Source organism: Kitasatospora sp. NPDC088160, assembly GCF_044741445.1.
Classification (GTDB): Bacteria; Actinomycetota; Actinomycetes; order Streptomycetales; family Streptomycetaceae; genus Kitasatospora.
Genome location: NZ_JBIUSS010000023.1, coordinates 168,088 through 194,235, shown reverse-complemented (window position 1 = coordinate 194,235; position 26,148 = coordinate 168,088). Strand labels below are relative to the sequence as shown.

Genomic DNA, 26,148 nt, shown 5'->3' with positions numbered 1-26,148 from the left:
TGGGCTCACCTGGCCATGGGCTCACCTGGCCATGGGCTCACCTGGCCATGGGCTCACCTGGCCATGGGCTCACCTGGCCATGGGCTCACCTGGCCATGGGCTCACCTGGCCATGGGCTCACCTGGCCATGGGCTCACCTGGCCATGGGCTCACCTGGCCATGGGCTCACCTGGCCGGGCGCCGGCCCGGTCCGCCGTGGCGTGGGGCCGGGCGGCTGCCGAGCCTCGCAGCCGCCGGGCCCGCGCCCGGTAGGTTCTCTCCTCGGCCAGGCCCGCGCCCGGCAGGTTCCTCTCCTCCTCACCTCGGTGGCTGCGGCTGCCAGAGGCACCCGCAGTCCGGGTGTCCGCGCAGTCGCAGACGTCGTGGCATCCCTTCGCCGGCCGACACCTCGCACCACCCGTCCACGCTCGGGGGCCGCCCGCCGTCCAGGTGGACCTGGACGTGCAGCGCCGCCAGGCCGGCCACCATCGTGGCCAGGGCCGTGTCGCAGGCCGGGGTGCGCGCCCGGCCGGGCCCGCCGTCCGCCAGCTGGGCCAGGATCCGGGGCCAGGCGGCGTCCTCGTCCTCCCGGCGCAGGACCAGGCAGTGTCCGCAGGCCGACACCCCTGGCAGCACCAGGGGCCCGACCACCCCGAACTCCTCGACCACTCCGACGTACAGGTGCGGCACCCCGGCCCGGAGCAGCAGTCGGGCCTCGTACGTCCCGCCGGCGAACGCCCCGCTCCCGTCCCGGGGCGCGAGCACCACCAGGTCGGGCGGCGGCCCGTCGGGCTTTCGCCGGGGCACGGGCACCAGTGGTCGGCCCGCCGCCCGTTGCACGGCCTCCCGGGCGGCCGTCAACCGCAGCCGCCCGACGTCCCCCGGCGGCAGTCCTGCCGGGGAGCAGTCCCCGGGGCGCACCCGGCCGCCGTCCACCACGGTGACCGTGCCCGCCCCGCCGGCCGAGAGCACGGCCGCCACGGCGGCGCCCACCCGGCCCGCGCCGCGGACCTCGATCCGGACGCCTGCCCGCCGGGCCAGGACGGCCGGTGCGGCGCCGGGGCCGGAGTGGACCAGGGACAGCGAGGCGAGGTCGGGGCCGAGCAGGTCCCGGTGGGGCTGGGGGAAGCGGGCCATCGCGGTGCCGGCCGCCTCCGCGTCGTCCAGTAACCCGGTCTCCTCCAGGTCGGTCAGCAGTGCGTCGGCGGGCTCCCGGCCGAGGCCGAGCTGCTCGCCGGCCTCCAGCAGTTCGGGGCGGTCCCTGGTCCCGTCGACCAGGCCGAGGAAGTCGCAGAGGGTCTTGTCGGCCTGGCCGAGCACCCCGGCGTAGCGGGTGATGGTCCCGAACTGCAGGGTGTCGGAGTCCCGCCAGCTGCGGGACAGGGCGGGCTTCAGTACGAGGCGCACGGCGATCTCCCTTCCGATCGTTTCCGGACGGCTGACCGCAGCATGCCCCATCGCGCCGACGTCGTGCGCAAAGTTATCCACAGGCCCAGGCTCATGATCACATCATCTGTTCGCAGACCCTGTGGATAACCGCCCATCCGCTCCGGCGCCGGTTTCCGGACACCCGCCGTCGACTTTTCGTTCCCGATCACTCCATGAAAGATTTCGGCCACGGCACCGGACTTCTGTCCGTGGTACCGGGTAACGTCGTGTGCCATGGCAGCCGAGCGGGACTCCCATCCACCGGCGTCGCGTCGGCGTGCCCGTGCAGCGTCCGGGTCGCAAGTGGCGGCGCCCAGCACGCGTGGGCGTCGGGACCAGGATCAGCAGGCGAGGCCCGCGTCGCCGCAACACCCACCCGCCGCCGCGCCACCGGAGCCGCACGACCGCGGCCGGGTGGAAGTGCGCCGCAGCGCCCGTCGCAGCCGCACCGTCTCCGCCTACCGCGAGGGCGACCGCACGATCGTGCTGATCCCGGCCCGGATGTCGCACGCCGAGGAGCAGCGCTGGGTCGCGCAGATGCTGGAGAAGCTCGCCGCCCAGGAGAGCCGCCGGATCCTCGGCGACGACGCGCTGATGGACCGGGCGCGCGGGCTGTCGGCCGCCTACCTGGGCGATCGCGCCCGGCCCGCCCAGGTCCGCTGGGTCACCAACCAGAACTCGCGCTGGGGCTCGTGCACCCCCAGCGAGGGGACGATCCGCCTCTCCCACCGTCTGCAGGGCATGCCGGAGTACGTCCTGGACTACGTGCTGCTGCACGAGCTCGCCCACCTGCTGGTGCCGGACCACGGCCCGGCGTTCTGGGCCCTGCTGGAGGCCTACCCCCGGACGGAACGGGCCCGCGGCTACCTGGAGGGCGTGGTCTCGGCGGCCCGGCTGCCGCACATCCCCGGCGCCCGGCACGCCGACCGGGATGCCGATCCGGCCTGTTCCTGCGGCTGACGGCTTGACGCCCGGCCGGGAGGCGGCGGCGGAGAGGGTGGCGAGGAGAACGACGCGGGGAACGATGCGGGGAACGAAAAGAGGGGGCGCGGGCCGATCGGCCCGCGCCCCCTCTTCGCGTTTCACCTCAGCTGGTCAGCCGGCGGGCCCGTGCCACCAGGTCCCGCACCGAGTGGTCGGTCAGCTCCGGCAGCCGGTCGTAGTCGAACCAGCGCAGGTCCAGCGACTCCTCGCTGATCAGCGCCTGCGCACCGGCCGGTGCCACCGCGATGTACTGGACGTCCAGGTGGGTGTTCTCCGGCCGGTCCTTGCCGGTGCAGCGGACCCGGTGCCGGTCCAGCTTGGCCGGCACCGGGACGCCGTCCAGCTCCAGCAGGGCCAGGTCGGGGATGCCGGACTCCTCGACGGCCTCCCGCAGCGCCGCCGACGCGAGGTCCCGGTCGTCGGGCTCGCAGTGCCCGCCCATCTGCAGCCAGATGCCGACCTTGGGGTGCAGGGTGAGCAGCACCCGCCCGGCCGCCGGGTCGACGACCGCCGCGCTCGCGGTGATGTGCGCGGGCAGGCAGGACCGGTACAGGCCCTCGGGCTGCTCGGCCAGGTGCGCCAGGTAGTCGAGCCGCAGCCGGTCCTGCTCCTCGTCGGCGGGGCGCCACCCGGTCAGGGTGCGCACGGCGTCCGCGTGCAGGGACATCGCCCCGGTGTCGGTGGCCGTCATGCGGTGGGCTCGCCCTTTCCGTCGGTGCCGTCGCCGTCGCCGTCCCGCTTCGGCTCCTCGCTCTTCGCCGGCCCGTCGTTCTTGGTGAGGTCCGGCTTGGCGGCGGTGCCGCCCGCGGCGGCCTCGCCGAGCAGCTTGTCGATCGCGTCGAAGTCGAGGCCGCCCTCCAGGTCGCCGGTGCCCCGGTGCACGAAGGCGTCCGGGTCGTCCAGGTCGGCGGCGGTGGGCAGCATGTCCGGGTGCTGCCAGAGCGCGTCGCGGCCCTCGATGCCGCGCGCGTCGGCGAGCAGCGCCCACAGCCGGGCGGCGTCGCGCAGCCGGCGCGGGCGCAGCTCCAGGCCGACCAGGGTGGCGAAGGTCTGCTCGGCGGGCCCGCCGGCGGCGCGGCGGCGGCGGACGGTCTCGCGCAGCGCGCCGGCCTGCGGCAGGTGCGGTTCGGCGGCGGCGTGCACGACCGCGTCGACCCAGCCTTCGAGCAGCGCGAGCGCGGTCTCCAGGCGGGCGAGCGCGGCCTTCTGCTCGGGGGTGTCCTCGGGCTGGAGCAGCCCGCCGGCCAGCGCCTCCTGGAGCGCCTCCGGGTTGTTCGGGTCGAGCTGGCCGACGAGCTCCTCCATCCGGGAGGTGTCGACCTTGATGCCGCGGGCGTAGGCCTCGACGGCGCCGAGCAGGTGGGCCCGCAGCCACGGCACGTGGGCGAAGAGCCGCTGGTGGGCGGCCTCGCGCAGGGCGAGGTAGAGCCGGACTTCGTCGGCGGGCACGTTGAGGCCCTCGCCGAACTCGGCGACGTTCTGCGGCAGCAGTGCGGCCTTGCCGGCCGGGGCGAGCGGCAGGCCGACGTCGGCGGAGCCGACCACCTCGGCGGCGAGGGCGCCGAGCGCCTGGCCGATCTGGGTGCCGAACATGGCGCCGCCCATCGAGCGCATCATGCCCATCAGCGGGCCGGCCATGGCCTGCATCTCCTCGGGCAGGACGCCGCCCATGGCGTTGCCGACCCGCTCGGCGACCGGGTCGACGAGGTCCTTCCAGACCGGGAGGGTGGCCTCGATCCACTCGGCGCGGCTCCAGGCGACGGCGGTGCCGGCGCCGGAGGGGAACTCGGTGGCGCCGTCGAGCCACAGGTCGGCGAGCCGGACGGCCTCGGCGACGGCGGAGTGCTCGGCGGCGCTGACCGAGCGGTCCTTGCTCTTGCCCTCGGCGGGTTCGGCGATGACGCTCTGGCGGGCGATGTTCTTGGCGAGGTCCCAGTTCACCGGGCCGCCCTCGAACGAGAGCATCTGCCCGAGCTGCTGGAACGCGCTGCCGAGGTCGTTGGGGTTGAGGCCGCCGAACATCGCGGCGAACGGGTTGTCGGCCCCGCCGGGGCCGCCCGGGGCTCCGCCGCCGGGCATGCCGAACAGCGCGCCGAACGGGTTGCCGGCGCCGAAGCCGAACGGCTGCGCGCCGCTCTGGTCGGAGCCTGCGGAGCCCTGGTCCTTCTTCTGCTGCTCGTTGTCGGGCTTGGCCTTGCCGTCCTCGGGCTCCTCGGGCGGAACGCCGAATCCGAAGGGAAGGTCGCTCACGGGGTCCTCGATCCGGTCGGCCGTCATACGGGTGTGGCGGGAAGTGCTGCCCGCCCGGGGCACCAGCGGAGTGGGGGACTCGTGGGCGGCTCCAGTGCGGCAGGCCCGCGCCGGGTGCACCGCCGGGCCTTCGCCTCGGGCAGGATGGACGTACGTGACACACGTCCGTACGCACATAAGCTAACCGTGGAGGATGGTCGGTGAGTTCCCCGCCTTCGGACGTTCGCTCTGGGCTGACCGGAGACGAGGACGCCCCGGACATCACGGCGTCGCCGCCTCCAGCCTACGGCGGACGGCCGCTGACCGTGGCCGTCACCGGTGCCGCCGGCGTGATCGGCGAACGGGTCGCGGCCCGTCTGGTCGCCTCGCCGCACGTGCGCAGGGTGCTGGCGGTGGACGACCGGCGCGGTGAGGTGCCGGGTGTGCAGTGGCGGGTGCTGGACGTGCGCGACCCCGCGGTGGCCGAGCGGCTGTCCGGGGTGGACGTGGTGGTGCACCTGGCGATGGACTTCGGCATGGAGTCGGATCCGCGCGCCCGCAGCGCCTACAACGTGCGCGGCGCGCAGACCGTGCTGACGGCGGCCGCGGCCGCCGGGGTGCACCGGGTGGTGCTCTGCACCTCCGCGATGGTCTACGGCGCGCTGGCCGACAACGAGGTGCCGCTGGCCGAGGACTCCGAGCTGCGGGCGACCGAGGAGGCCTCGCTGGTCGGGGACCTGCTGGAGATCGAGCGCCTGGCCCGCAGGGCGCCGCGCGCCCACCCGGGGCTGCAGGTGACGGTGCTGCGTCCGGCGGTGGTGGTCGGCCCCGGCGTGGACACCGTGCTGACCCGGCACTTCGAGGCGCCGAGGCTGCTGGTGGTGGCCGGTTCCCGCCCGTGCTGGCAGTTCTGCCACGTGGACGACCTGGCGGCGGCGCTGGAGTACGCGGCGCTGGGCCTGGTGGAGGGCGAGGTGACGGTCGGCTGTGACGGCTGGCTGGAGCAGGAGGACGTGGAGCGGCTGTCGGGGATCCGGCGGATGGAGCTGCCGGCCTCGCTGGCGCTGGGCACCGCGGCCCGGCTGCACCGGCTGGGCCTGACCCCGGCCCCGGCGGGGGACCTGGCCTACACGATGTACCCGTGGGTGGTGTCCGGCAGCCGGCTGCACGAGGCGGGCTGGCGTCCGGAGCACAGCAACGAGCAGGTGCTGGCCGAGCTGCTGGGCCAGGTCGCCGGGAAGCACGCGGTGGCCGGGCGCCGGCTGGGCGGCAAGGAGGCCGCGACCAGCCTGGGGGCGGCCGGGGCGACGGTGGCGCTGGTCGGTACGGCCGCGCTGGTGCGCCGGGCCCGCAAGCGGCGCCGCTTCTGAGGCCGGCGGCCCCGAGGGACGGGCAGGTTTTCTCACGATGCGGAATCCCGCCATCGTGATGCGGAACCTGCTTGCCTCAAACCACCCGGGATGGGGAATCATGGGGGCATGTCCGAGAACCACGACCCCATCCGCCTGCTCGCCATCCGCGACACCCCGCTCTCGCTGGACGAGGTGCACGAGGCGGTCGGCGACGACGCGGCCGGCGGGACGACCGTCTTCGTCGGGACGGTCCGCGACCACGACGGCGGCAAGTCGGTCACCGCGCTGGAATACAGCTGCCACCCCACCGCCGAGCAGGAGATGCGCCGGATCGCCGAGAAGGTCGTCGCCGACTTCCCGGTGCGGGCGCTGGCCGCGGTGCACCGGGTCGGCCGGCTGGAGATCACCGACAAGGCGGTGATCGTCGCCGTGTCCTGCGCCCACCGGGGCGAGGCCTTCGCGGCCGCCCGGCGGCTGATCGACGACCTCAAGCACGAGGTGCCGATCTGGAAGCACCAGGTCTTCACCGACGGCGAGGAGGAGTGGGTCGGCGCCGGCAGTTGCTGACCCGGGTGCCCCTGTGGATCGGACCGGATCGGACCGGGGCGGACCCGAAAAGGGCGATTGGCTGCGGAGAGTGGCCACCTGCGCACGGAATGCGACGAACATGCCGGGCGGGCCGGGCTCTCACTCGAACGGGTCTGGGTCAGTGGGCCGAATACTCCCTGGCAGTGAGCCGATCGGCCGTCCCGTAACCCGGACGGCGCCGGCCGCGTTGTCCGCCGGAGTGGTTAATCTGCTCATAGACACGACGAGCTGGGAGTACTGATATGGGTGCGCTCGCCTGGTTGATCATTCCGGTCATCGCCGTCCTGCTCGCCGCCCTGTGGGCGGGCTGGGCCCAGCGTGCCCCGAGAGCCACGGGGGACCCGGCCTCGCTCGCCGAGCACCGGCGCTTCATGGCCGCGATGGAACGCACCACCGCCGGAAGCGCCGCCTCCGAGGACGGTTCCGGCCGCTAGCCCGGGGGGCGCCCGCTCATCCGCGTCCCGTACTGTCGAGGCATGCCACGCCGCTCCGCGACGATGCTCGCTGCCACCCTGCTGCTCATAGCGCTGCTCTGCGTCTCGGTGCTGATGAAGGTGCCGTACACGGAGATGAGTCCGGGGCCGACGTACAACACGCTCGGCAACCAGGGGGGCAAGTCGGTGATCACCATCACCGGGCGCGACTCGTACCCGACCACCGGGCACCTCAACATGACCACCGTCCAGGTCACCGGGGCCAAGTACGAGCCCAGCCTGGTCAACGCGGTGGTCGGGTGGCTGCGCGACGACGTGATGGTCGTGCCGCACGACAACGTCTACCCGACGGGGCAGACGGATGCCGACGCCAAGAAGCAGAACGCCGAGGAGTTCGCCTCCTCCGAGGACAGCGCCCGCACCGCCGCGCTCAACCAGATGGGCATCCCGGTCGGCACCGAGCTGATCATCAAATCGGTCACGGCGGGGGCTCCGGCGGAGGGCCGGCTGCACGCGGGCGACCAGATCGTGGCCGTCGACGGCACGCCGGTCAGCACGGCCGAGCAGGTGGTGGCCGCGGTCACCAGGCACAAGCCGGGTGAGTCGGTGGTCTTCACCGTGGTCCCGCGGGTCAAGGACGCGACCGGCAACGGCGGCGCCAACCCGGGGGACCGGACCGACGTCACCGTCCCCACCGTGCGGGCCAAGGACCTCGACCCGAAGGCCCCGGCCGAGCGGGCGGAACTCGCGGTGGTCGGCATCGGCACCACGATCCGGCACACCTACCCGTTCCAGATCGACATCGGCCTCCAGGACGTCGGCGGGCCGAGCGCCGGGCTGATGTTCTCGCTCGGCATCATCGACAAGCTCACCCCCGGCGGCGACCTCACCGGCGGCCGGTTCGTGGCGGGTACCGGCACCATCGACGACGATGGCAAGGTCGGCCCGATCGGCGGGATATCGATGAAGCTGATCGCCGCCCGGGACGCCGGCGCCGAGTACTTCTTCACCCCGTCCTCGAACTGCGCCGAGGCGACCAAGAACGTCCCGTCCGGGCTGAACCTGATCAAGACGGACACGCTGGACGGCGCGCTGAAGTCGCTGGAGCAGATCCGCTCCGGGCAGACCTCCGCGCTGCCGTCCTGCGCCGTGAAGTAGTGCCGTGAAGTAATGCCGTGACGTAGCGCGGTGAACGTGAAGGGGTGCCGCCGGGGCGGCCGGGGGCTACGAGAAGGTCGCCAGCAGCGCCGCGGTCAGGCCGGGCACCAGGTCCGGACCGGTCAGCACCTCGCGGGCGACGTCCTTGGAGCGCAGCCGCAGCGCGATCTCCTTCTTGCCGTTGCGCAGCACGGCGGCGGTGATCCGTACCTCCTCGCGCTTGGGGTGGTTGGCCACCCACTCGGCGAGCTGGGCGTCGCTGGCGTTGCGCGGGCGGGTCTGCTCGGAGCCCGGAGGCAGCATCAGGCGCTCGACGACCAGGGCGCAGCCGACCACCGCGTCGGGCCAGGCGATGGTGCCGAGGAACTTGTCCAGCTCCATGCCGGCCGGCAGCTCGTCCTGCTCGACCGGGGTGAGGCCGGCCGTGTCGTCGTCGCCGAGGCCGAGCTGGGCGGCGATCTTCGGGTCGGCCTTGCGCAGGGCGGTGCTGTCCACCAGGGCGAACAGCCGGGCCGGGAGGTCCCAGCCGAGCGTGGCGGCGTACTCGTCGATCTCCAGCGCGGCCCGGGTGAGCGGGGTGGCGGCGGGGAGCTTGGAGACGTCGTCGGGGGAGCCGGGGGTGTTGAGTGCATTGGACGCGTCGGACATGCCTCAATCCTCACACGCCGGGCGGGGGCCCGGGCGCCGGGTGCCGCCGGTGGGCCGGGGAGCGGCCGGGACGGGGAACGGCGTCGTAACCGTCTGCTAACGGTGGGAACTCGGCCAAAGCCTGGTTAAGTTTCCCTGAAGACCGACTGACTCCAGACGACACAGCTGAGGTGCCACCGTGGTATTCCAGATGCCGGAACGCTCAGGGCCGGGTTTCCGGCGCAGGGTAGGGCCGCCCTCCCGGCGGGCGCGGGTGGCCCTGCTGACCCTGGGCGTGCTCGCGGTGCTGTTCCTGCTGTTCGTCATGTTCGCCGGGTTCTGGACGGACTGGCTGTGGTTCAGATCCGTCCGTTACTCCTCGGTGTTCACCACGCAGCTGTGGACGAAGATCGGCCTGTTCGCGGTGTTCGGCCTGCTGATGGCGGTGATCGTCGGCTTCAACGTCTGGCTGGCGCACCGGCTGAGGCCGCCGCTGTCGGCGATGTCGGTCGAGCAGCAGAGCCTGGACCGCTACCGGTCGGGCCTGGCGCCGTTCAAGCGCTGGGCGCTGATCGGGGTCTCGCTGGTGATCGGCCTGGTGGCGGGCGCCGCGGCGTCCGGCCAGTGGCGGACCTGGCTGATGTGGACGAACGCGACGCCCTTCGGCGAGAAGGACGCCCAGTTCGGCATGGACGTCTCGTTCTACGCCTTCGACCTCCCGTTCTACGAGTTCGTGCTGGGCTTCGCGTTCAGCGCGGTGATCGTCTCGCTGCTGACCTCGGCGCTGGTGCACTACCTGTACGGGGGGCTGCGGCTGCAGGGCCCGGGCCGTCGGGCGAGCGCGGGCGCGCAGGGGCACCTGGCGGTGCTGCTGGGCGTGTTCGTGCTGCTGAAGGCGGTGGCGTACTGGCTGGACCGGTACGCGCTGGCGGTGAAGACCGGCTCCTACAAGGGGGTCTCCGGCTGGACCGGCCTGCGCTACGTGGACGCCAACGCGTTCCTGCCGGCCAAGACGATCCTGTTCTTCGTGGCGATCATCTGCGCGCTGCTGTTCTTCCTGACGCCGGTGCGCCGCACCTGGGCGCCGGCCCTGATCGGGCTGGGGCTGATGGTGCTGTCGGCGGTGCTGATCGGCGGGCTGTACCCGGCGATCGTGCAGCAGTTCCAGGTCAAGCCGAACGAGCAGGCCAAGGAAACGCCGTACATCCAGAAGAACATCGACGCGACGCGGCAGGCGTACGGGATCGCGGACGCGCAGACCACCCAGTACAGCCCGCAGGGGTCGACGACGGCCGAGGCGCTCAAGCCGGACGCGCAGACCATCTCCGACATCCGGCTGCTGGACCCGAACGTCGTCTCGCCGACCTTCCAGTCGATCGAGCAGCAGCGCAACTACTACGCCTTCCCGAACACCCTGGACGTGGACCGCTACGGCTCCGGCACGGACAAGCAGGACACCGTGATCGGCCTGCGCGAGCTGGACCTCAACGGCGTGCAGCGCAACTGGATCAACGACCACTTCAAGTACACCCACGGCTACGGCGCGGTCGTCGCCAAGGGCAACCAGGTCAGCGACAAGGGCGAGCCGGTGTTCACCGAGTCCGGCCTGCCGGCCACCGGCGCGCTGGGCGACTACCAGCAGCGGATCTACTACGGCGAGAAGACGACGTCGTACTCGATCGTCGGCGGCTCGAACAAGGAGATCGACTACACCACCAAGACCGGCGAGAACAAGGAGTACACCTACACCGGCAACAGCGGTGTCTCGCTGGACAACCCGATCACCCGGGCCGCGTACGCGGTGCGCTTCGCCGAGCCGCAGATCCTGTACGCGGGGGCGATCACCGACGGCGCGAAGGTGATCTACAACCGGACGCCGAAGGAGCGGGTGGAGAAGGTCGCCCCGTGGCTGTCGATCGACGCCGACGCGTACCCGGTGGTGCAGGACGGCCGGGTGGTCTGGGTGCTGGACGGCTACACCACCTCGGACGGCTACCCGTTCTCGTCGAAGACGACGCTGGGCACCGCGACCAAGGACTCGCTGACCAACCAGCGCGGTGAGCTGCTGACCGTCGCCAACCAGGTCAACTACATCCGCAACTCGGTCAAGGCCACGGTGGACGCCTACACCGGCGAGGTGAAGCTCTACCAGTGGGACGACCAGGACCCGGTGCTGAAGACCTGGATGAAGGCGTTCCCCGGCACCGTCGAGCCGAAGGCGGACATCCCGGGCACGCTGCTGCCGCACCTGCGCTACCCGCAGGACATGTTCAAGGTGCAGCGCGACCTGCTCGGTCAGTACCACGTGACCGACGCCAACTCCTTCTTCAACGGCAGCGACATCTGGCAGATCCCGGTCGACCCGACCAGCGACACCAAGCAGGTCCAGCCGCCGTACTACGTGACGGTGCGGATGCCGGACCCGCAGGTCACCTCGGCGAGCTTCTCGCTGACCACGACCTTCGTGCCCAACGGCCGCCCGAACCTGGCCGCGTTCATGGCCGTCAACGCCGATCCGGGACCGGACTACGGGAAGATCCGCATCCTGAAGATCTCGGGGGACAACAGCGCCCCCGGCCCGGGCCTGGTGCAGTCGACGTTCAACTCCCGGCAGGAGGTGGCCTCGCAGATCTTCGCGCTGAAGAGCGGCGGTGACACCGAGCTGGAGTACGGCAACCTGCTGACCCTGCCGGTCGGCGGCGGGCTGCTCAACGTCGAGCCGGTGTACGTGCGCGGACGCGGCGCCAAGTACCCGACGCTGCAGAAGGTGCTGGCGGTGTACGGGAACGACAACGTGGCGTTCGAGAACACCCTGGAGGACGCGCTGAAGAAGGTGTTCGCCGGGGCGGCCCCGGGGACCACGCCGACCGCGCCGTCCACGCCGAACAACCCGGGGACGCCCACCAATCCGGGGACGTCGACCGGTCCGGGGACGGCGACGCCGGGCGGGACGATCTCGCCGGAGCTGCAGAAGGCGCTCGGGGACGCGGAGAAGGCGTACAACGACAGCCAGACCGCGTTCAAGAACGGCGACTGGGTGGCCTACGGCAACGCCCAGAAGGCGCTGGGCGATGCGCTGAAGGCGGCCGAGGCGGCCCGCGGCGGGAGCCCGGTGCAGGCCCCGACGCCGGGTGCGACCCCGGGCGCGACGCCGACCGGATCGCCGTCCGGGCAGCCGTAGCCGCAGCCGTAGCCCGCTGAGCTGCGGCAACCGATTCCTGTTCCACCCCGCACCCGTGCTATGGTTCAACTACCGACGCGGGGTGGAGCAGCTCGGTAGCTCGCTGGGCTCATAACCCAGAGGTCGCAGGTTCAAATCCTGTCCCCGCTACTCAGTGGCCAGAGGCCCGGAGGATTCTTCCTCCGGGCCTCTGGCGTTTTTCCCCCGAAGCGGTGGGAACCGCTCCGGTACCATCAACCGTCGCCAACGACGACGGCACGGGGTTTGTGGGGCCCGAGTGTCGGGAAATCGACAAAGCGCCGAAGCAATTTCGTCGGCTTCGGGTCGGCCTCGCCCGAATTCGGCCGGGGCAGGTGTACGCGGGTTGCGGGTGGTGCGACGATGGGACACATGGGGGACGGTGCGCGGCTGCTGACCGGCCGTCGGTTCCGGTACCTCCCCTGGGGGTCCCCCCGGCCGCGGGCCGGGGCACGATGCCGCGACACTCTGGGGGAGCGGGAGTCGGCATGAGGCTGATCGGCAAGAACGGGTCAGGCGCCAAGTCCGCGGCGGCCACCGAGGCGGACACCGACGCCTGGGCGGAGAGCCCCGAGAGCCGCCCCGGAGCCCTGCCCGCCCAGCGCACCAGCGGCCTGTCCGAGCGCCCCCCGGTCGCCGGCTACGGCCCCGACAGCCTGGTCCGCGTGCCCACCCGTCAGTTCGCCGACGCCGTCCGCCCGTACGGGCCCGACGGCGCCGCCGCCGACGGCCCGAACGCCGCCGCACTCGACCCGGCCGGCCTGGACACCACCAGCTTCGAGACCGCGCTGGCCGCCCGCGAGAGCGCCGCGCTGGAGGCCCGCCACCGGCAGGCCGCCGACGACGGCGACCCGGACGCCGCCAGCCGGCTCGGCACCCTGCTGCTGCGCCGCGGCGACCTGGAGGACGCCGAGCCCTACCTGCGCGCCGCCGCGGCCGCCGGGACGCGCGCCGCCGCCAACAACCTCGGCGTGCTGCTGCACCAGCAGGGCCACCGCGCCGAGGCCGCCCAGTGGTGGCGCCAGGCCGCGGTGGCCGGCAGCGCCCCCGCCGCGCACGCGCTCGGGCTCCAACTGCGCGACCAGGGCGAGGAGGAGGCCGCCGAGTACTGGCTGCACTTCGCCGCCGACCACGGCCACCCGCTCGGCGCCTACGCGCTGGGCGACCTGATGGAGCACCGGCGCGACGTGCGCGCCGAGCGCTGGTTCAAGGTCTCCGCCGACGCCGGGCACCGGGAGGCCGCCTACCGGCTGGCCCGGATGCGCGAGGCCGCCGGGGACAAGGAGATCGCCGAGGCCTGGTACCGCACCGCCGGCGCCCGCGGCCACGCCCGCGCCGCGCTGCGCCTGGGCGTGCTGCTGGAGGAGCGTGCCGCCACCGACCAGCCGCTGCTGGAGGAGGCCGCCCGCTGGTACCGGCAGTCCGCGCAGAACGGCGAGCCGCGGGCCGCCTGCGCGCTGGGCTTTCTGCTGCGCGACTCCGGGGACCTGGCCGCCGCCGCCGAGTGGTGGCGGGAGGCCGCCGAGGCCGGCGACGGCAACGCCGCCAACGCGCTGGGCGCCCTGCACGCCGGCCGCGGCGAGTCCAAGGAGGCCGAGCACTGGTACCGCACCGCCCTGGACGCGGGCGACCAGAACGGCGCCTTCAACCTCGGCCTGCTCTGCGTCGCCACCGGCCGCGACCAGCAGGCCGAGCAGTGGTACCGCCGGGCCGCGTACGCCGGGCACCGGGAGGCCTGCAACGCGCTGGCCGTGGTGCTGTTGCAGCGCGGCGAGGAGACCGGCGCCGAGCCGTGGTTCTCCAAGGCGGCCGAGGCCGGCAGCGTGGACGGCGCGTTCAACCTGGGCGTGCTGCACGCCGGGCGCGGCGAGCAGCGGCAGGCCCAGGAGTGGTACGCGCGGGCCGCCGCCGAGGGCCACGGCGAGGCCGCGCTGCAACTGGCCGTCGCCCAGGAGCAGCGGGGCAACCTGGCCGGCGCGCTGGAGCGCTACCGGCAGGCGGCGTCCGGCGGGTCGGCGGAGGGCGCGTTCCGGCTGGCCTCGGTGCTGGACCGGCGCGGTGACGCGGACACCGAGGCCGAGCACTGGTACGCGCTGGCGGCCGATGCCGGGCACCGGCGGGCGCAGGTGCGGATGGGGGTGCGGGCGGCCGAGCGCGGCGCGCTGGAGATCGCCGAGAGCTGGTACCGGCGGGCGGCCGAGGCCGGCAGCCGCAGTGCCGCCTTCAACCTGGGGCTGCTGCTGGCCCGGCAGGACCGCGAGGCGCAAGCGATGCTCTGGTACACCCGGGCGGCCGACGCCGGGCACGGGCGGGCGGCGCTGCGCCTGGCACTGCTGGCGCTGCGCCGGGGGGAGCCGGTGCAGGCGGAGAACTGGTGCCGCCGGGCGGCCGACTACGGGCCGGCCGAGGTGGCGGAGCGGGCCGGGCGCCTGCTGGGCGCGCTGCACGCGGAGCTGAGCGCGTAGGGCGTGTCCGGAGGTCCCCCGGGGCGGCGGTTTCTGGGGGCCGTGTTACGGCGTGCCCGTGCAGTCCGGGCAGAGGCCGCGGTAGGTGACCTCGGCGGTGGTGACGGTGAAGCCGAAGCGTTCGCCGGCCGGGAGGGCGGCGAGCGGGTCGCCGTGCGGGTGGACGTCGCGGATGGCGCCGCAGCCGGAGCAGACCAGGTGCTGGTGGGCGCGGTGGGCGTTGGGGTCGTAGCGCTTGGCGCGTCCGTTGGTGGCGACCTCCAGGACCTCGCCGAGGCCGACCAGTTCGCCGAGGGTGTTGTAGACGGTCGCGCGGCTGATCTCGGGCAGGCGGGCGACGGCGCGGGCGTGCACCTCGTCCGCGGTGAGGTGCACGTGGTCGCCGTCGAGGACCTCGGCCACGACCCGGCGCTGTGAGGTCAGCCGCCAGCCGCGTCCGCGAAGTCGTTCCAGCAGGTCGCTCATGGGAACAGGATAAGTCACGCTCTGAGATTGGTTCCAGTGTTGACTTGGACAAAGTCCAAGTTAGGATCGAGTCGTCACGACCGGATAACGCGGAGGCCCTCTTATGACGACCCAGGACGAGCTGCGCCCCACCCTCACCACGGAGGCGGGTGCCCCCGTCGCCGACAACCAGAACACCGAGACCGCGGGCCCCGGCGGCCCGGCGCTCATCCAGGACCAGCAGCTCTTCGAGAAGCTCGCGCACTTCAACCGCGAGCGGATCCCGGAGCGCGTGGTGCACGCCCGCGGCGCGGCGGCCTACGGCACCTTCACGGTGACCGCCGACCTGACGCCCTACACCCGGGCCTCGTTCCTGTCCGAGGTCGGCAAGCGGACCGAGGTCTTCCTGCGGTTCTCCACCGTGGCCGGCAACCTCGGCTCGGCCGACGCGGTGCGCGACCCGCGCGGCTTCGCGCTGAAGTTCTACACCGAGGAGGGCAACTACGACCTCGTCGGCAACAACACCCCGGTGTTCTTCATCAAGGACGCCGTGAAGTTCCCCGACTTCATCCACACCCAGAAGCGCGACCCGTACACCGGCTCCCAGGAGGCGGACAACGTCTGGGACTTCTGGGGCCTGTCGCCCGAGGCCACCCACCAGGTGACCTGGCTGTTCGGCGACCGCGGCATCCCGGCCAGCTACCGCCACCTCAACGGCTACGGCTCGCACACCTTCCAGTGGCAGAACGAGGCCGGCGAGCACTTCTGGGTCAAGTACCACTTCAAGACCGACCAGGGCATCAGGAACCTCACCCAGGACGAGGCCAACCGGCTGGCCGGCGAGGACCCGGACAGCCACCAGCGCGACCTGCGCGAGTCGATCGAGCGCGGCGAGTTCCCCAGCTGGACCGTGCAGGTCCAGATCATGCCGGCGGCCGACGCGGCGAACTACCGCTTCAACCCCTTCGACCTCACCAAGGTCTGGCCGCACGCCGACTACCCGCCGGTCGAGATCGGCCGGCTGGAGCTCAACCGTAACCCCGACAACGTCTTCGCCGAGGTCGAGCAGTCGATCTTCTCCCCGTCGCACTTCGTGCCCGGCATCGGCCCGTCCCCCGACAAGATGCTGCAGGGCCGCCTGTTCGCGTATGCGGACGCCCACCGCTACCGCGTCGGCATCAACGCCGACCACCTGCCGGTGAACCGCCCGCACGCCACCGAGGCGCGCACCAACAGCCGCGACGGCCACCTGTACGACGGCCGCCACGGCCGACAGAAGAACTACGAGCCGAACAGCTTCGGCGGCCCGGTGCAGACCGGCCGCCCGCTGTGGGCCGCCACCGCGGTCACCGGCGCCACCGGCAACCACGAGGCGCCCTCGCACGCCGAGGACGACGACTTCGTGCAGGCCGGCAACCTGTACCGGCTGTTCTCGGAGGACGAGAAGCAGCGGCTGATCGCCAACCTGGCCGGCTTCATCGCCAAGGTCTCCGCCGACCGCGAGGACATCGTCGAGCGGGCGGTCGACAACTTCCGCAAGGCCGACGCCGACTACGGGCAGCGGCTGGAGGCGGCCGTCCGGGAGCTGCGCAAGCAGTAGCCGGGACGCGCCCCGATGAGCGGCGGGCCCGGTCGACCGGAGGACCGGTCGACCGGGCCCGCACCATGTTCGGCCGGGGAGGACCTAGACGCTCAGGCGGCGCAGGGTCTCCTCGTGGAGGATGCCGTTGCTGGCGACGGCGTCGGCGCCGCCGGGGCCGGACACGCCGTCCAGACCGGTGAAGCGGCCGCCGGCCTCCTCGACGATGACGCAGTTGGCGGCCATGTCCCAGAGCGACAGCTCGGGCTCGGCGGCGATGTCGACCGCGCCCTCGGCCACCATCATGTAGGACCAGAAGTCGCCGTAGGCGCGGGTGCGCCAGCAGGCGCGGGTGAGGTCCAGGAAGGGGTCGAGGCGGCCGCGCTCCTCCCAGCCGGAGAGCGAGGAGTAGGAGAAGGAGGCGTCCTCGATCCGGGAGACCCCGGAGACGTGGATCCGGGAGGCCTTGGTGAGGCTGCGGCCGGCGTAGGCGCCGAGGTCCTTGGCCGCCCACCAGCGGCGCTGCAGCGCGGGGGCGGAGACGATGCCGACCACCGGGCGCTCGACGCCGTCCGGGCCGTCCTCCAGCAGCGCGATCAGGGTGGCCCAGACCGGGACGCCGCGGATGTAGTTCTTGGTGCCGTCGATCGGGTCGATCACCCAGCGGCGCGGGCCGGAGCCCTGGAGGCCGAACTCCTCGCCGAGCACCGCGTCGCGCGGGCGGGCGCGCTGCAGCACGCTGCGGACGAGTTCCTCGGCGGCCTTGTCGGCGTCGCTCACGGGGGTGAGGTCGGGCTTGGTCTCGACCTTCAGGTCGAGGGCGCGGAAGCGCTCCAGGGTGACCGAGTCGGCCGAGTCGGCGAGGACGTGGGCGAGTCGGAGATCGTCGTGGTAATCGGCCATGTCCGAAACCCTAGCGATCCCGCCCGGATCGGGACAGCCGGGCTCGCGGACCGGGACGGGCCCGCCGGAGGCGATTGGGCTCGCGGACCGGGACGGGCCTGCTCAGTGCGCTGAACCGCTGAGCTGGAGGCCGATCACGCCGGCGATCACCAGGGAGATGGACACCAGCTTCAGCACCGAGGTGGTCTCGTCCAGGAAGACCATGCCGTAGATGGCGGTGCCGGCCGCGCCGATGCCGGTCCACACCGCGTAGGCGGGGCCGACCGGCAGGCTCTTCAGGGACAGTGTGAGCAGGCCGAAGCTGCCCAGGGCGAACACGCAGAAGCTGATGGTGGGCCAGAGCTTGGTGAAGCCCTCGCTGAGCTTGAGGTTGATCGCGAAGCCGGTCTCCAGCAGGCCGGCCAGGACCACCAAGGCCCATGCCATCGCGTGCCCTCCCTGTCGATCGACGGGTCGGACCGCGCTGTGGCCCGACCTTCCTATGATCGCCAGGCCGGCGCAGTCCGACACCTCGAACGGTCGGGAAACCCATGGGACGGTAAAACCGCCGCCCGGGTCAGTCGCCCTCGCGGGCCTCCTTGCTGGCCAGCAGGCGGCGCAGCGAGTAGAGCCGGGTGCCCTCGGCGTGGCCGCCGGCGACCCAGGCGTCCAGCGCGCAGTCCGGCTCGTCGTGGCTGCAGGCGCGCGGGCAGTCGACGGTGCCGGGCTCCAGGTCGGGGAAGGCGTGGATGACCCGGGACGGGTCGATGTGCGAGAGGCCGAAGGAGCGGAAGCCCGGGGTGTCGATCACCCAGCCCGGGTCCAGCGCCTTCTTGGAGCCCGGCTTGGCGCCCGGCGGCGGGGGCAGCCGCAGCGCCAGGGCGGACACGGTGGTGTGCCGGCCGCGCCCGGTGACCGCGTTGACCCGGCCGGTCTGCCGCTGGTGGTCCGGGACGAGGGCGTTGACCAGGGTGGTCTTGCCGACGCCGGAGTGGCCGATGAACACCGTGGAGAGGCCGCGCAGGTGCGCGCGGACGGCCTCGGCGCCGGCCGTCTCCAGTTCGTCCCGACGGGTGACCACGTAGTCGATGCCGAGCGGCGCGTACGACTCCAGCAGCGGCCCGGCCGGGGCGAGGTCGGCCTTGGTGAGCACCAGCAGCGGCTCCATGCCCGCGTCGTACGCGGCCACCAGGCAGCGGTCGATCAGCCGGGGCCGGGGCTCCGGGTCGGCCAGCGCCGTGACGATGGCCAGCTGCTGGGCGTTGGCGACGACGATCCGCTCGTACGGGTCGTCGTCGTCCGCGGTGCGCCGCAGCACCGAGCTGCGCTCCTCGACCCGGACGATCCGGGCGAGCGTGTCGGTGTCCCCGGAGAGGTCGCCGACGATGTTGACCACGTCGCCCACGACGACGCCCTTGCGGCCCAGCTCGCGGGCCTTCATGGCGACGATCTCGCGTTCCTGCTTGGTGCCCGGGTCGATCAGGCAGGTCAGCCGGCCGCGGTCGATGGTCAGCACCATCGCCTCGGCGGCGTCCTCGTGTTTGGGCCGGATCCGGGTCCGCGGCCGGGAGCCCCGGCGGGCGGGGCGGTTGCGGATGTCATCCTCGTCGGCGTCCTTGCCGTAGCGGCGCATGTGCTCAGTCTCCGCTCAGGCGTCCGCCACCGCTTCGCCGAGCAGTTCCGCCCACATCTTCGGGAAGTCCGGCAGGGTCTTGGCGGTGGTGGCCACGTTCTCCACCTCGACGCCGGGCACGGCCAGGCCGACCACGGCGGCGGCGGTGGCCAGGCGGTGGTCCTCGTAGGTGTGGAAGACGCCGCCGTGCAGCGGGCGCGGGCGGATCCGCAGGCCGTCCTCGGTCTCGGTGACGTCGCCGCCGAGGTCGTTGATCTCCTTGGCGAGCGCGGCGAGCCGGTCGGTCTCGTGCAGCCGCAGGTGGGCGATGCCGTACAGGTGGGACTCGGAGTCGGCCAGTGCGGCGACGGCGGCGATCACCGGGGTGAGCTCGCCGACGTCGTGCAGGTCCGCCTCGATGCCGTGGATCCGGCCGGTGCCGGTGAACTGCAGGCCCTCGTCGGTGAACTCGCAGGCGCCGCCCATCCGGGTGTAGATCTCGCGCAGTTGGTCGCCGGGCTGGCTGGTGTGCTTGGGCCAGTCGCGCACGGTGACCCGGCCGCCGGTGACCAGGGCGGCGGCGAAGAACGGCGCGGCGTTGGAGAGGTCCGGCTCGACCACCAGGTCGCGGCCGATCAGGGCGCCGGGGGTGACCCGCCAGACGTCCTTCTCGCCGCCGTCCTCGGGGGCGTCGACCTGGACGCCGGCCAGGCGCAGCATCTCGACGGTCATCCGGATGTGCGGCAGCGACGGCACCGGGCCGCCGACGTGCCGGACCTCGACGCCCTGGTTGTAGCGGGCGCCGGAGAGCAGCAGGGCGGAGACGAACTGGGACGAGGAGGAGGCGTCGAGCTCGACCGGGCCGCCGTCGAGCGCGCCGGTGCCGTGCACGGTCAGCGGGAAGGCGCCGCGGCCGCCGTCGTCGATCCGGGCGCCGAGCGCGCGCAGGGCGTTGATCACGCCGTGCTGGGGGCGCTCGTAGCTGCGCGGGTCGCCGTCGAAGTGCACCGGGCCGTCGGCGAGGACGGCGAGCGGGGGCAGGAAGCGCATCACGGTGCCGGCGTTGCCGACGTCGATCGAGGCGGGGCCGCGCAGCGCGGGGGTCGGGATGACCCGCCAGGCCTCGCCGCCACCGGTGCCGCCGGAGTCGTTGTTGACCTTCTCCTCGATGCCGACGCCGAGGGCGCGCAGGCCGTCGGCCATCAGCTGGGAGTCGCGGCTGCGCAGCGGCCGGCGCACCCAGCCGGGCTCGTCGGCGAGCGCCGCCAGCACCAGGGCTCGGTTGGTGACCGACTTGGAGCCGGGGATGGTGACGGTGGCGTCAACGGGGGTGGTCGCGACGGGGGCGGGCCACAGGGTCTCGGTCATGGGGCCAAGTTTAGGGGCCGTACCGGAACGGCCCCTGCGCCAACCGCATGGCGGGACGGGGGAGGCCCGGTGCAGGGGTTGTGGCAGCCGGCCCGTGCCGCGGGGGCGGCCCGGTGCGGGGCCCGGAGCAGCCGGCCCGTGCCGCGGGGGCGGCCCGGTGCGGGGCCCGGAGCAGCCGGCCCGTGCCGCGGGCGAGGTTCAGTACAGGGGCTGGAGCAGCCAGCTCGCGCTCAGGGCGAGGCAGGCGAGGGCGGTGAGCAGGAAGACGGTGATCCAGGCGAGGCCGGGGATGTGGGTGAGGCGGGCCAGTTGGTCGGCGTCGGAGTCGCGGGCCCAGCCGATGCGGCGCTGGTGCTGGAGTTCGAGGACCGGGCGGACGGCGCCGAACAGCAGGAACCAGCAGCCGAGGTAGGCGAAGCCGGCCTGGACCTCGGCGCTGCCGAACCAGGACACCAGGAAGAAGGCGCCGCCGGCGACCAGCACGGTGAACAGGCCGAAGGCGTTGCGGATGCGCACCAGGAGGGCGAGCAGCAGGACGACGGCCAGCCAGAGCAGCAGGGTGATCCGGCCGGTGGAGAGCAGTGCGGCGCAGCCGAGGCCGAGCAGGGCGGGGGCGGTGTAGCCGGCGGCGGCGGTGAGGATCATGCCGGGGCCGGTGGGGCGGCCGTAGGAGAGGGTGAGGCCGGAGGTGTCGGAGTGCAGCCGGATGCCGGCGAGCCGGCGGCCGGTGACGAGGGCGATCAGGCCGTGGCCGCCTTCGTGGGCGATGGTCACGGCGTTGCGGGTGACGTGCCAGAGCGGGCGGGCGAGGACGGCGAGCAGGGCGGCGCCGGCGGTGGCCAGCACCAGCCAGCCGGGCGGCGCGGGCTGGGTGCCGGTGACCTGGTTCCACAGTTCGCCGAGGTTCTGGTCGGTGGGTTGTGCGCTCATCGTCTCGTCTCCGCCTCCGTCCGCTGCGTTGGGCCGTTCGGGGCAGCCTCCCATGCGGGGACGGGCGGGCGGGAGCGGACGGTTCTCCTGGCGGGATGAAGAAGTGGTGAGCGGGGCCGGCATGGCAAGCTGGCCCGCATGTGCGGTCGCTTCGCAGCCAGTGGCAAGCCCGAGGACATCGTCGAGCTGTTCGGCGTCGAGCAGTGGGATCCGGCGGAGACGCTGGCCCCCAACTGGAACGTCGCCCCGACCACCAGCGCCTTCGTGGTGCTGGAGCGGGTGCCGAAGGGCCGGGCGCGGCCGGTGCGCCAGCTGAGGGTGCTGCGCTGGGGTCTGGTGCCGCAGTGGTCGCGGTCGGCCGAGACGGCGGTGAAGATGATCAACGCCCGTTCGGACACGGTGCACGAGAAGCCCTCGTACCGGCAGGCGTTCGCCTCGCGTCGGTGCATCCTGCCGGTGGACGGCTACTACGAGTGGCAGACGGTGCCGGGCGAGCGCGGCAAGGCGCGCAAGAAGCCGTTCTTCGTCTCCCGGGCGGACGGCACCCCGCTGGCGCTGGCCGGGCTGTACGAGTTCTGGCGCGACCGGACGGTGCCGGCCGACCATCCGGCGGCCTGGCTGGTGACCTTCACCATCGTCACCACCGACGCCGAGGAGTCGCTGGCGCCGATCCACGAGCGGATGCCGCTGTTCCTCGACCCGGCCTCCTACGACGAGTGGCTGGACCCGGGGCTGGACGACCCGGACGAGCTGCGCCGGCTGCTGATACCGCCGCCGCCCGGTGCGCTGCTGGCCACCCCGGTCTCGCCGGCGGTCGGCAGCATCCGCAACAACGGGCCGGAGCTCAAGGAGCCGTGGGCCGAGGCGGAGTACGAGACCACCCTGTTCTGACGTCTGACGTCTGACGTCTTCTGACGTCCGATGTTTGAAGTTCGACGATCGAGTCCTGACAGCTGAGGGAGCCTGAGCCGGTTGGAGCGACCGACGATGACCACCGAACTCGTCCCCACCGAGGTGGGGGACGCCCGGATCAGCTACCACCGGGCCGGTGCGCCGAAGGCGCTGCTGGCGCTCGGTCACGGCGCGGGCGGCGGGATCGAGGCCCGGGACCTGGTGGCGCTGGCCGTGGCGCTGCCGGCGCGCGGGATCACCGTGGCGCTGGTGGAGCAGCCCTGGCGGGTGGCGGGCAAGCGGCTCGCCCCGGCGCCGCGCACGCTGGACCGCGGCTGGACCCCGGTCGCCGGGCGGCTGGCCGGTCAGGGGCTGCCGCTGGTGGTCGGCGGGCGCAGCGCCGGGGCGCGGGTGGCCTGCCGGACCGGGGCGGCGAGCGGGGCGGTGGGGGTGGTGGCGCTGGCGTTCCCGCTGCACCCGCCGGGCCGGCCGGAGAAGAGCCGGGCGCAGGAGCTGCTGGAGTCGGGGACGGCGACGCTGGTGGTGCAGGGTACGGCGGATCCGTTCGGCGGGCCGCAGGAGTTCCCGGAGCTGCCGCCCGGGCATGAGCTGGTGGCGGTGCCGTACGGCGGGCACGGTTTCGACGTGCCCAAGCGGGCGCCGGTGGGGCAGGACGAGGTGCTGGAGGCGATCTGCCGGGCGGTCGGGGACTGGGTGCTGCGGGTCGTCTGAGGCGGCGGGGGCGGTGGGGGCGGCCGTGAGCGGGGGGTTTCCACTCGATCACCCGTACGAGCGATTTCGGGGCGGGCGCGGGAATGCGGGCGGGGCCGGGGTGGTTGGCACTCTCGTCAGCACGATTCCCGGTTGAGAGGCAGGGCAGATGGGTTCGATCGCGTGCCCCGAGCGGTCAGAGCAGCGCGAGGCCGCCGCGGCGTTCGGCCCCGCCTGGTCCGACTGGATTGTCGCGGGCGAGAAGCCCGTCAGCCCGATATCCTCCATTTCGGGGCGGCCCGCCGTGGGTCGTGCCCGCCATGCCGAGGAGGTGGGTCCGGTCGTCGGGACCGAGCACGAGGCCGAGCCGGGCCGGGGCCCGGAGGAGGGCCAGCCCACGGGCGAGGCGCTCACCGGTGAGGAGCTGGCCGAGGCGATCGGTGAGGACACCTTCCGGGTGTCGGCACAGGAGAGCGAGGAGGCCCGGCGGGAGCGCTTCGAGCGCGACGCCCTGGGCTACCTGGATCCGATGTACTCGGCGGCGCTGCGCATGACGCGCAACCCCGCGGACGCGGAGGACCTGCTCCAGGAGGCGTTCGCCAAGGCGTACGCGTCCTTCCACCAGTTCCGCGAGGGCACGAACCTCAAGGCCTGGCTGTACCGCATCCTCACCAACACGTTCATCAACTCGTACCGCAAGAAGCAGCGCGAGCCCCAGCGCACGGCGGCGGAGGAGATCGAGGACTGGCAGCTGGCCCGCGCCGAGTCGCACATGTCGACCGGTCTGCGCTCGGCCGAGACCCAGGCGCTCGACCACCTCCCCGACAGCGATGTGAAGGACGCGCTCCAGGCCATTCCGGAGGAATTCCGGATCGCCGTGTACCTCGCGGACGTAGAAGGCTTTGCGTACAAGGAGATCGCGGACATCATGGGTACTCCCATCGGTACGGTGATGTCCCGGCTGCACCGCGGCCGCCGTCAGCTGCGCGGCATGCTGGAGGATTACGCCCGTGAGCGCGGGCTCGTCCCGGCCGGCAGCGGGGCAGGGCAGGAAGCGAAGGGCTCGGGCTCATGAGCTGCGGCGATCCGCACGACACGGAGTGTGGCGAGGTCCTCGACCACCTCTACGAATTCCTCGACAACGAGATGGCCGAGGGCGACTGCGCCAAGCTGCGGGTGCACTTCGAGGAGTGCTCGCCCTGCCTGAAGCAGTACGGGCTGGAGCAGGCGATCAAGGCGCTGATCAAGCGCTCCTGCGGCTGCGACGACACCCCGGCTGACCTGCGCAGCAAGGTGCTGGCCAGGATCGACTCGATCCGGGCGGGGCAGCGTTCGGGCGAGCAGGTGGTGGTCGCCGTCGACACCACGGTCGAGTTGCACGTCGAGGCGGACCGGACGGCGCCGGGCGCCGGCGAGGCCCCGGAGGAGTCGACGGTCCGGCCCGGTGCCACCGTCGAGGCGGGCGCCCCGGCGGAGTAGCCGCCCGGCCGTTCAACGGCCGGGCGGAGCAAGCGGACGGGCCTGCCGGCGAGGGCGGGCCGGGCGGTCCGGACACGGAGTCAGATGGCCCCGGGAGCGTGCGCTCCCGGGGCCGCTCCCTTTGTGCTTGCATGCGCCCCTCACTCGTTCGAGTGAGTTGGCGGTGCGCCAGCAGCGTCGTCGCGCCATCATGCGTCCTTACGCCCGGGTGGCGGCCTATCCTCCTGACGGACGCTCACCGCCGGTCCGCCCGGCGAGCTGAGGCAACGCGGGCCCGGACGTCGGGGAGGTCGAGATCGCTATCGACGGCGAAGACGCGGCCCTGCCGGAGGGGGCGATGCGCTACCTGGTGGCCGTCCCGGTGGCGGCGCTGTGCTGCCTGCTGCCGCTGCTGCCGACCGGCGTGCCGCCCGGGGTCCCGCGCTGGCTCGGCGCCCCGGTGGACTGGCCCAAGGTCGGGCTGCTGGCCTTCCTGCACGGCTGCTGGGAGTCACTGGCCCAGGGCCTGCCGACACCCTGCCTGCGACTGGTCCGCCGACTGCTGCGCCGCCCGCCGCCGCCCGAGCGGGCGCTCTCCCGCCCCGGGGTCAACGCCTTCTTCCCGGTGCTGTTCGCCGGCGTGCTGATGCTGCCGCCGGCCGCCGCGGCGCTGGTCGCGGTGCCCACCGCGGTGCTCGGCGGCCCGGCCGGGCACGGCTGCCGGACCCGCCAGCTGTGGAACGGCTCCCAGCTCGCGCTGTGCGCCTTCGCCTCCGCGGCCGCCTTCCACCTGCTGCACGGGCCGCAACTGCTGCTCGGCTCCCGCTTCCCGGCCGCGTTGCTGCCCGGCTTCGCCGCCGTCGTCACGTTCTGCCTGGTCAACGGGGTGCTGGTGGGCGCGATGCTGATGCTCGCGGAGGACCGCCGGCCCGTCGTGCTGCTGCGCGGGGCGGTCGCGGTGTGCGGGCTGCCGGTGCTGGTGCACGCGGCCGGCGGCCTGATGGTGGCCGTGCTCTGGCAGGGCCCGTACGGGGCGTTCGCGGCGCTGCTGGCGCTGCTGCCGCTGTCGATCTCGGCCTGGGTGTTCGCTCAGGGGCAGCGCGAGCGGGACGCCCACCAGGCCACCGTGCAGTCGCTGGTGCAGGCCGTGGAGATCAAGGACTCGTACACCCGCGGGCACAGCGAACGGGTCGGCCGGGCCTCGGTGCTGATCGCCGGTCAACTCGGCATGGAGGCCGAGCGGCTGCGCACCCTGCGCTTCGCGGGGATCCTGCACGACGTCGGCAAGCTGGGCGTGGCCACCGAGTTGCTGCGCAGAAACGGTCCCCTCAGCGAGGCGGAGCGGCGGGCCGTCGAGGTCCACCCCGTGTACGGGTACGAGCTGGTGCGCGGGATCGCCTTCCTCGGCGAGGCGCACGCCGGGATCCTGCACCACCACGAGCGGATGGACGGCCGGGGTTACCCGAGCGGGCTGGTCGGCGAGCAGATCCCCGAGTTCGCCCGGATCATCTCGGTCGCCGACGCCTTCGACTCGATGACCTCCACCCGCTCCTACCGGCGCGGCCGCCCGGTCGCCGAGGCCGTGGCGGAGCTGGAGCGCTGCTCGGGCAGCCAGTTCGACCCGGTGATGGTCCGGGCGCTGATCGACGCGCTGGCCGGGCACGACTGGCAGCCGGTGCTGCCGCCGCCCGGGGACGGCATCCGGGCCGTCCCCGACATTCCGCTCGGAGTGCCCGAGCCGGCCCGGGCGGCGCCGGGCCGGGTGCCCGCGCAGGGCGGGAGCGTCCCCACGGCCGGGCAGCCGTGACCGCGGCCGGCCGGGAGGCCCGC

At 73.2% G+C, this 26,148-nt stretch carries 23 protein-coding genes and 1 tRNA gene; 14 read left to right on the top strand and 10 right to left on the bottom strand.

Annotated features, from left to right (window positions below; genetic code table 11):
- Positions 1–297 precede the first annotated feature (297 nt).
- Positions 298–1,386, bottom strand: coding sequence for a ThiF family adenylyltransferase (locus tag ACIOGZ_RS31890; protein WP_400988599.1), 1,089 nt, complete (start codon positions 1,384–1,386; stop codon positions 298–300).
- A gap of 324 nt (positions 1,387–1,710) precedes the next feature.
- Here ACIOGZ_RS31890 and ACIOGZ_RS31885 point away from each other — a divergent pair, with 324 nt between their 5' ends.
- Positions 1,711–2,367: a M48 family metallopeptidase gene (locus tag ACIOGZ_RS31885; RefSeq protein WP_371517208.1), complete on the top strand. Its 657-nt coding sequence runs from the start codon at positions 1,711–1,713 to the stop codon at positions 2,365–2,367.
- 127 nt (positions 2,368–2,494) lie between these two features.
- Here ACIOGZ_RS31885 and ACIOGZ_RS31880 read toward each other — a convergent pair whose 3' ends face one another.
- Both ACIOGZ_RS31880 and ACIOGZ_RS31875 read right to left on the bottom strand, forming a co-directional pair.
- Positions 2,495–3,058 (bottom strand): NUDIX domain-containing protein, encoded by a 564-nt coding sequence (locus tag ACIOGZ_RS31880; protein ID WP_363586992.1) that lies wholly within the window; start codon positions 3,056–3,058, stop codon positions 2,495–2,497.
- 20 nt (positions 3,059–3,078) lie between these two features.
- Positions 3,079–4,641 (bottom strand): zinc-dependent metalloprotease, encoded by a 1,563-nt coding sequence (locus tag ACIOGZ_RS31875; protein WP_400988598.1) that lies wholly within the window; start codon positions 4,639–4,641, stop codon positions 3,079–3,081.
- 200 nt (positions 4,642–4,841) lie between these two features.
- Here ACIOGZ_RS31875 and ACIOGZ_RS31870 point away from each other — a divergent pair, with 200 nt between their 5' ends.
- From ACIOGZ_RS31870 to ACIOGZ_RS31855, 4 genes are all read left to right on the top strand, one after another.
- Entirely contained in the window at positions 4,842–5,990 is a 1,149-nt protein-coding gene (locus tag ACIOGZ_RS31870) for an NAD-dependent epimerase/dehydratase family protein (protein WP_107452871.1), read from the top strand.
- A 108-nt stretch (positions 5,991–6,098) separates the two neighbouring features.
- Positions 6,099–6,539 (top strand): molybdenum cofactor biosynthesis protein MoaE, encoded by a 441-nt coding sequence (locus ACIOGZ_RS31865; RefSeq protein ID WP_400988596.1) that lies wholly within the window; start codon positions 6,099–6,101, stop codon positions 6,537–6,539.
- A gap of 263 nt (positions 6,540–6,802) precedes the next feature.
- Entirely contained in the window at positions 6,803–6,994 is a 192-nt protein-coding gene (locus ACIOGZ_RS31860; RefSeq protein ID WP_350879703.1) for a hypothetical protein, read from the top strand.
- 42 nt (positions 6,995–7,036) lie between these two features.
- Complete coding sequence (locus ACIOGZ_RS31855; protein ID WP_400988594.1) at positions 7,037–8,152, top strand: PDZ domain-containing protein; 1,116 nt, start codon at positions 7,037–7,039, stop codon at positions 8,150–8,152.
- A gap of 66 nt (positions 8,153–8,218) precedes the next feature.
- Here the strand turns inward: ACIOGZ_RS31855 and ACIOGZ_RS31850 are convergent, their stop codons facing one another.
- Positions 8,219–8,800, bottom strand: coding sequence for a PPA1309 family protein (locus ACIOGZ_RS31850; RefSeq protein ID WP_363586986.1), 582 nt, complete (start codon positions 8,798–8,800; stop codon positions 8,219–8,221).
- A gap of 190 nt (positions 8,801–8,990) precedes the next feature.
- Between ACIOGZ_RS31850 and ACIOGZ_RS31845 the strand changes: the two genes are divergently transcribed.
- The 3 genes from ACIOGZ_RS31845 to ACIOGZ_RS31835 all read left to right on the top strand — a co-directional run bounded on the left by ACIOGZ_RS31845 (position 8,991) and on the right by ACIOGZ_RS31835 (position 14,443).
- The gene (locus ACIOGZ_RS31845; protein WP_400806468.1) at positions 8,991–11,960 is read left to right on the top strand and encodes a UPF0182 family protein; all 2,970 of its coding nucleotides are present in this window, start codon (positions 8,991–8,993) and stop codon (positions 11,958–11,960) included.
- Positions 11,961–12,036: 76 nt separating this feature from the next.
- Positions 12,037–12,110, top strand: a tRNA-Met gene (locus ACIOGZ_RS31840).
- A gap of 356 nt (positions 12,111–12,466) precedes the next feature.
- Entirely contained in the window at positions 12,467–14,443 is a 1,977-nt protein-coding gene (locus ACIOGZ_RS31835) for a tetratricopeptide repeat protein (protein ID WP_400988592.1), read from the top strand.
- A 45-nt stretch (positions 14,444–14,488) separates the two neighbouring features.
- On the opposite strand, the gene ACIOGZ_RS31830 is transcribed toward ACIOGZ_RS31835, so the two are convergent.
- Positions 14,489–14,908: a Fur family transcriptional regulator gene (locus ACIOGZ_RS31830; protein ID WP_063347892.1), complete on the bottom strand. Its 420-nt coding sequence runs from the start codon at positions 14,906–14,908 to the stop codon at positions 14,489–14,491.
- 103 nt (positions 14,909–15,011) lie between these two features.
- Between ACIOGZ_RS31830 and ACIOGZ_RS31825 the strand changes: the two genes are divergently transcribed.
- Positions 15,012–16,487 (top strand): catalase, encoded by a 1,476-nt coding sequence (locus tag ACIOGZ_RS31825; RefSeq protein WP_400806464.1) that lies wholly within the window; start codon positions 15,012–15,014, stop codon positions 16,485–16,487.
- 84 nt (positions 16,488–16,571) lie between these two features.
- Here the strand turns inward: ACIOGZ_RS31825 and hisN are convergent, their stop codons facing one another.
- From hisN to ACIOGZ_RS31800, 5 genes are all read right to left on the bottom strand, one after another.
- Positions 16,572–17,369, bottom strand: coding sequence for a histidinol-phosphatase (gene hisN, locus ACIOGZ_RS31820; protein WP_363586982.1), 798 nt, complete (start codon positions 17,367–17,369; stop codon positions 16,572–16,574).
- A 102-nt stretch (positions 17,370–17,471) separates the two neighbouring features.
- Positions 17,472–17,795 (bottom strand): multidrug efflux SMR transporter, encoded by a 324-nt coding sequence (locus tag ACIOGZ_RS31815; protein WP_063347889.1) that lies wholly within the window; start codon positions 17,793–17,795, stop codon positions 17,472–17,474.
- Between the two features lie 130 nt (positions 17,796–17,925).
- A complete protein-coding gene (gene rsgA / locus ACIOGZ_RS31810) occupies positions 17,926–18,981 on the bottom strand; it encodes a ribosome small subunit-dependent GTPase A (protein ID WP_400988590.1) in 1,056 nt (351 codons plus the stop codon).
- Positions 18,982–18,996: 15 nt separating this feature from the next.
- A complete protein-coding gene (gene aroA, locus ACIOGZ_RS31805; protein ID WP_063347887.1) occupies positions 18,997–20,328 on the bottom strand; it encodes a 3-phosphoshikimate 1-carboxyvinyltransferase in 1,332 nt (443 codons plus the stop codon).
- A 198-nt stretch (positions 20,329–20,526) separates the two neighbouring features.
- A complete protein-coding gene (locus ACIOGZ_RS31800) occupies positions 20,527–21,258 on the bottom strand; it encodes a M50 family metallopeptidase (protein WP_350879695.1) in 732 nt (243 codons plus the stop codon).
- 138 nt (positions 21,259–21,396) lie between these two features.
- Between ACIOGZ_RS31800 and ACIOGZ_RS31795 the strand changes: the two genes are divergently transcribed.
- From ACIOGZ_RS31795 to ACIOGZ_RS31775, 5 genes are all read left to right on the top strand, one after another.
- Positions 21,397–22,149, top strand: a complete 753-nt coding sequence (locus ACIOGZ_RS31795; RefSeq protein ID WP_363586980.1) for an SOS response-associated peptidase — start codon at positions 21,397–21,399, stop codon at positions 22,147–22,149.
- A 96-nt stretch (positions 22,150–22,245) separates the two neighbouring features.
- A complete protein-coding gene (locus tag ACIOGZ_RS31790) occupies positions 22,246–22,881 on the top strand; it encodes an alpha/beta family hydrolase (RefSeq protein WP_400988587.1) in 636 nt (211 codons plus the stop codon).
- A 310-nt stretch (positions 22,882–23,191) separates the two neighbouring features.
- A complete protein-coding gene (locus tag ACIOGZ_RS31785) occupies positions 23,192–23,935 on the top strand; it encodes a sigma-70 family RNA polymerase sigma factor (protein WP_063351149.1) in 744 nt (247 codons plus the stop codon).
- Positions 23,932–24,339, top strand: a complete 408-nt coding sequence (rsrA, locus tag ACIOGZ_RS31780; protein WP_363628645.1) for a mycothiol system anti-sigma-R factor — start codon at positions 23,932–23,934, stop codon at positions 24,337–24,339. The genes ACIOGZ_RS31785 and rsrA overlap by 4 nt, the downstream gene beginning before the upstream one ends.
- Before the next feature lie 337 nt (positions 24,340–24,676).
- Positions 24,677–26,125 carry an HD-GYP domain-containing protein gene (locus ACIOGZ_RS31775; protein WP_363586977.1) on the top strand — a complete coding sequence of 483 codons (1,449 nt, stop codon included), beginning with the start codon at positions 24,677–24,679 and terminating at the stop codon, positions 26,123–26,125.
- Positions 26,126–26,148 lie beyond the last annotated feature (23 nt).

Bases quoted from the DNA above. Each gene is read 5' to 3' on its own strand.
- ACIOGZ_RS31880 (WP_363586992.1), bottom strand. From the start codon at position 3,058: ATGTCCCTGCACGCGGACGCCGTGCGCACCCTGACCGGGTGGCGCCCC.
- ACIOGZ_RS31865 (WP_400988596.1), top strand. From the start codon at position 6,099: ATGTCCGAGAACCACGACCCCATCCGCCTGCTCGCCATCCGCGACACC.
- ACIOGZ_RS31860 (WP_350879703.1), top strand. From the start codon at position 6,803: ATGGGTGCGCTCGCCTGGTTGATCATTCCGGTCATCGCCGTCCTGCTC.
- ACIOGZ_RS31855 (WP_400988594.1), top strand. From the start codon at position 7,037: ATGCCACGCCGCTCCGCGACGATGCTCGCTGCCACCCTGCTGCTCATA.
- ACIOGZ_RS31850 (WP_363586986.1), bottom strand. From the start codon at position 8,800: ATGTCCGACGCGTCCAATGCACTCAACACCCCCGGCTCCCCCGACGAC.
- ACIOGZ_RS31845 (WP_400806468.1), top strand. From the start codon at position 8,991: ATGCCGGAACGCTCAGGGCCGGGTTTCCGGCGCAGGGTAGGGCCGCCC.
- ACIOGZ_RS31835 (WP_400988592.1), top strand. From the start codon at position 12,467: ATGAGGCTGATCGGCAAGAACGGGTCAGGCGCCAAGTCCGCGGCGGCC.
- ACIOGZ_RS31830 (WP_063347892.1), bottom strand. From the start codon at position 14,908: ATGAGCGACCTGCTGGAACGACTTCGCGGACGCGGCTGGCGGCTGACC.
- ACIOGZ_RS31825 (WP_400806464.1), top strand. From the start codon at position 15,012: ATGACGACCCAGGACGAGCTGCGCCCCACCCTCACCACGGAGGCGGGT.
- hisN (WP_363586982.1), bottom strand. From the start codon at position 17,369: ATGGCCGATTACCACGACGATCTCCGACTCGCCCACGTCCTCGCCGAC.
- ACIOGZ_RS31815 (WP_063347889.1), bottom strand. From the start codon at position 17,795: ATGGCATGGGCCTTGGTGGTCCTGGCCGGCCTGCTGGAGACCGGCTTC.
- rsgA (WP_400988590.1), bottom strand. From the start codon at position 18,981: ATGCGCCGCTACGGCAAGGACGCCGACGAGGATGACATCCGCAACCGC.
- aroA (WP_063347887.1), bottom strand. From the start codon at position 20,328: ATGACCGAGACCCTGTGGCCCGCCCCCGTCGCGACCACCCCCGTTGAC.
- ACIOGZ_RS31800 (WP_350879695.1), bottom strand. From the start codon at position 21,258: ATGAGCGCACAACCCACCGACCAGAACCTCGGCGAACTGTGGAACCAG.
- ACIOGZ_RS31795 (WP_363586980.1), top strand. From the start codon at position 21,397: ATGTGCGGTCGCTTCGCAGCCAGTGGCAAGCCCGAGGACATCGTCGAG.
- ACIOGZ_RS31790 (WP_400988587.1), top strand. From the start codon at position 22,246: ATGACCACCGAACTCGTCCCCACCGAGGTGGGGGACGCCCGGATCAGC.
- rsrA (WP_363628645.1), top strand. From the start codon at position 23,932: ATGAGCTGCGGCGATCCGCACGACACGGAGTGTGGCGAGGTCCTCGAC.
- ACIOGZ_RS31775 (WP_363586977.1), top strand. From the start codon at position 24,677: ATGCGCTACCTGGTGGCCGTCCCGGTGGCGGCGCTGTGCTGCCTGCTG.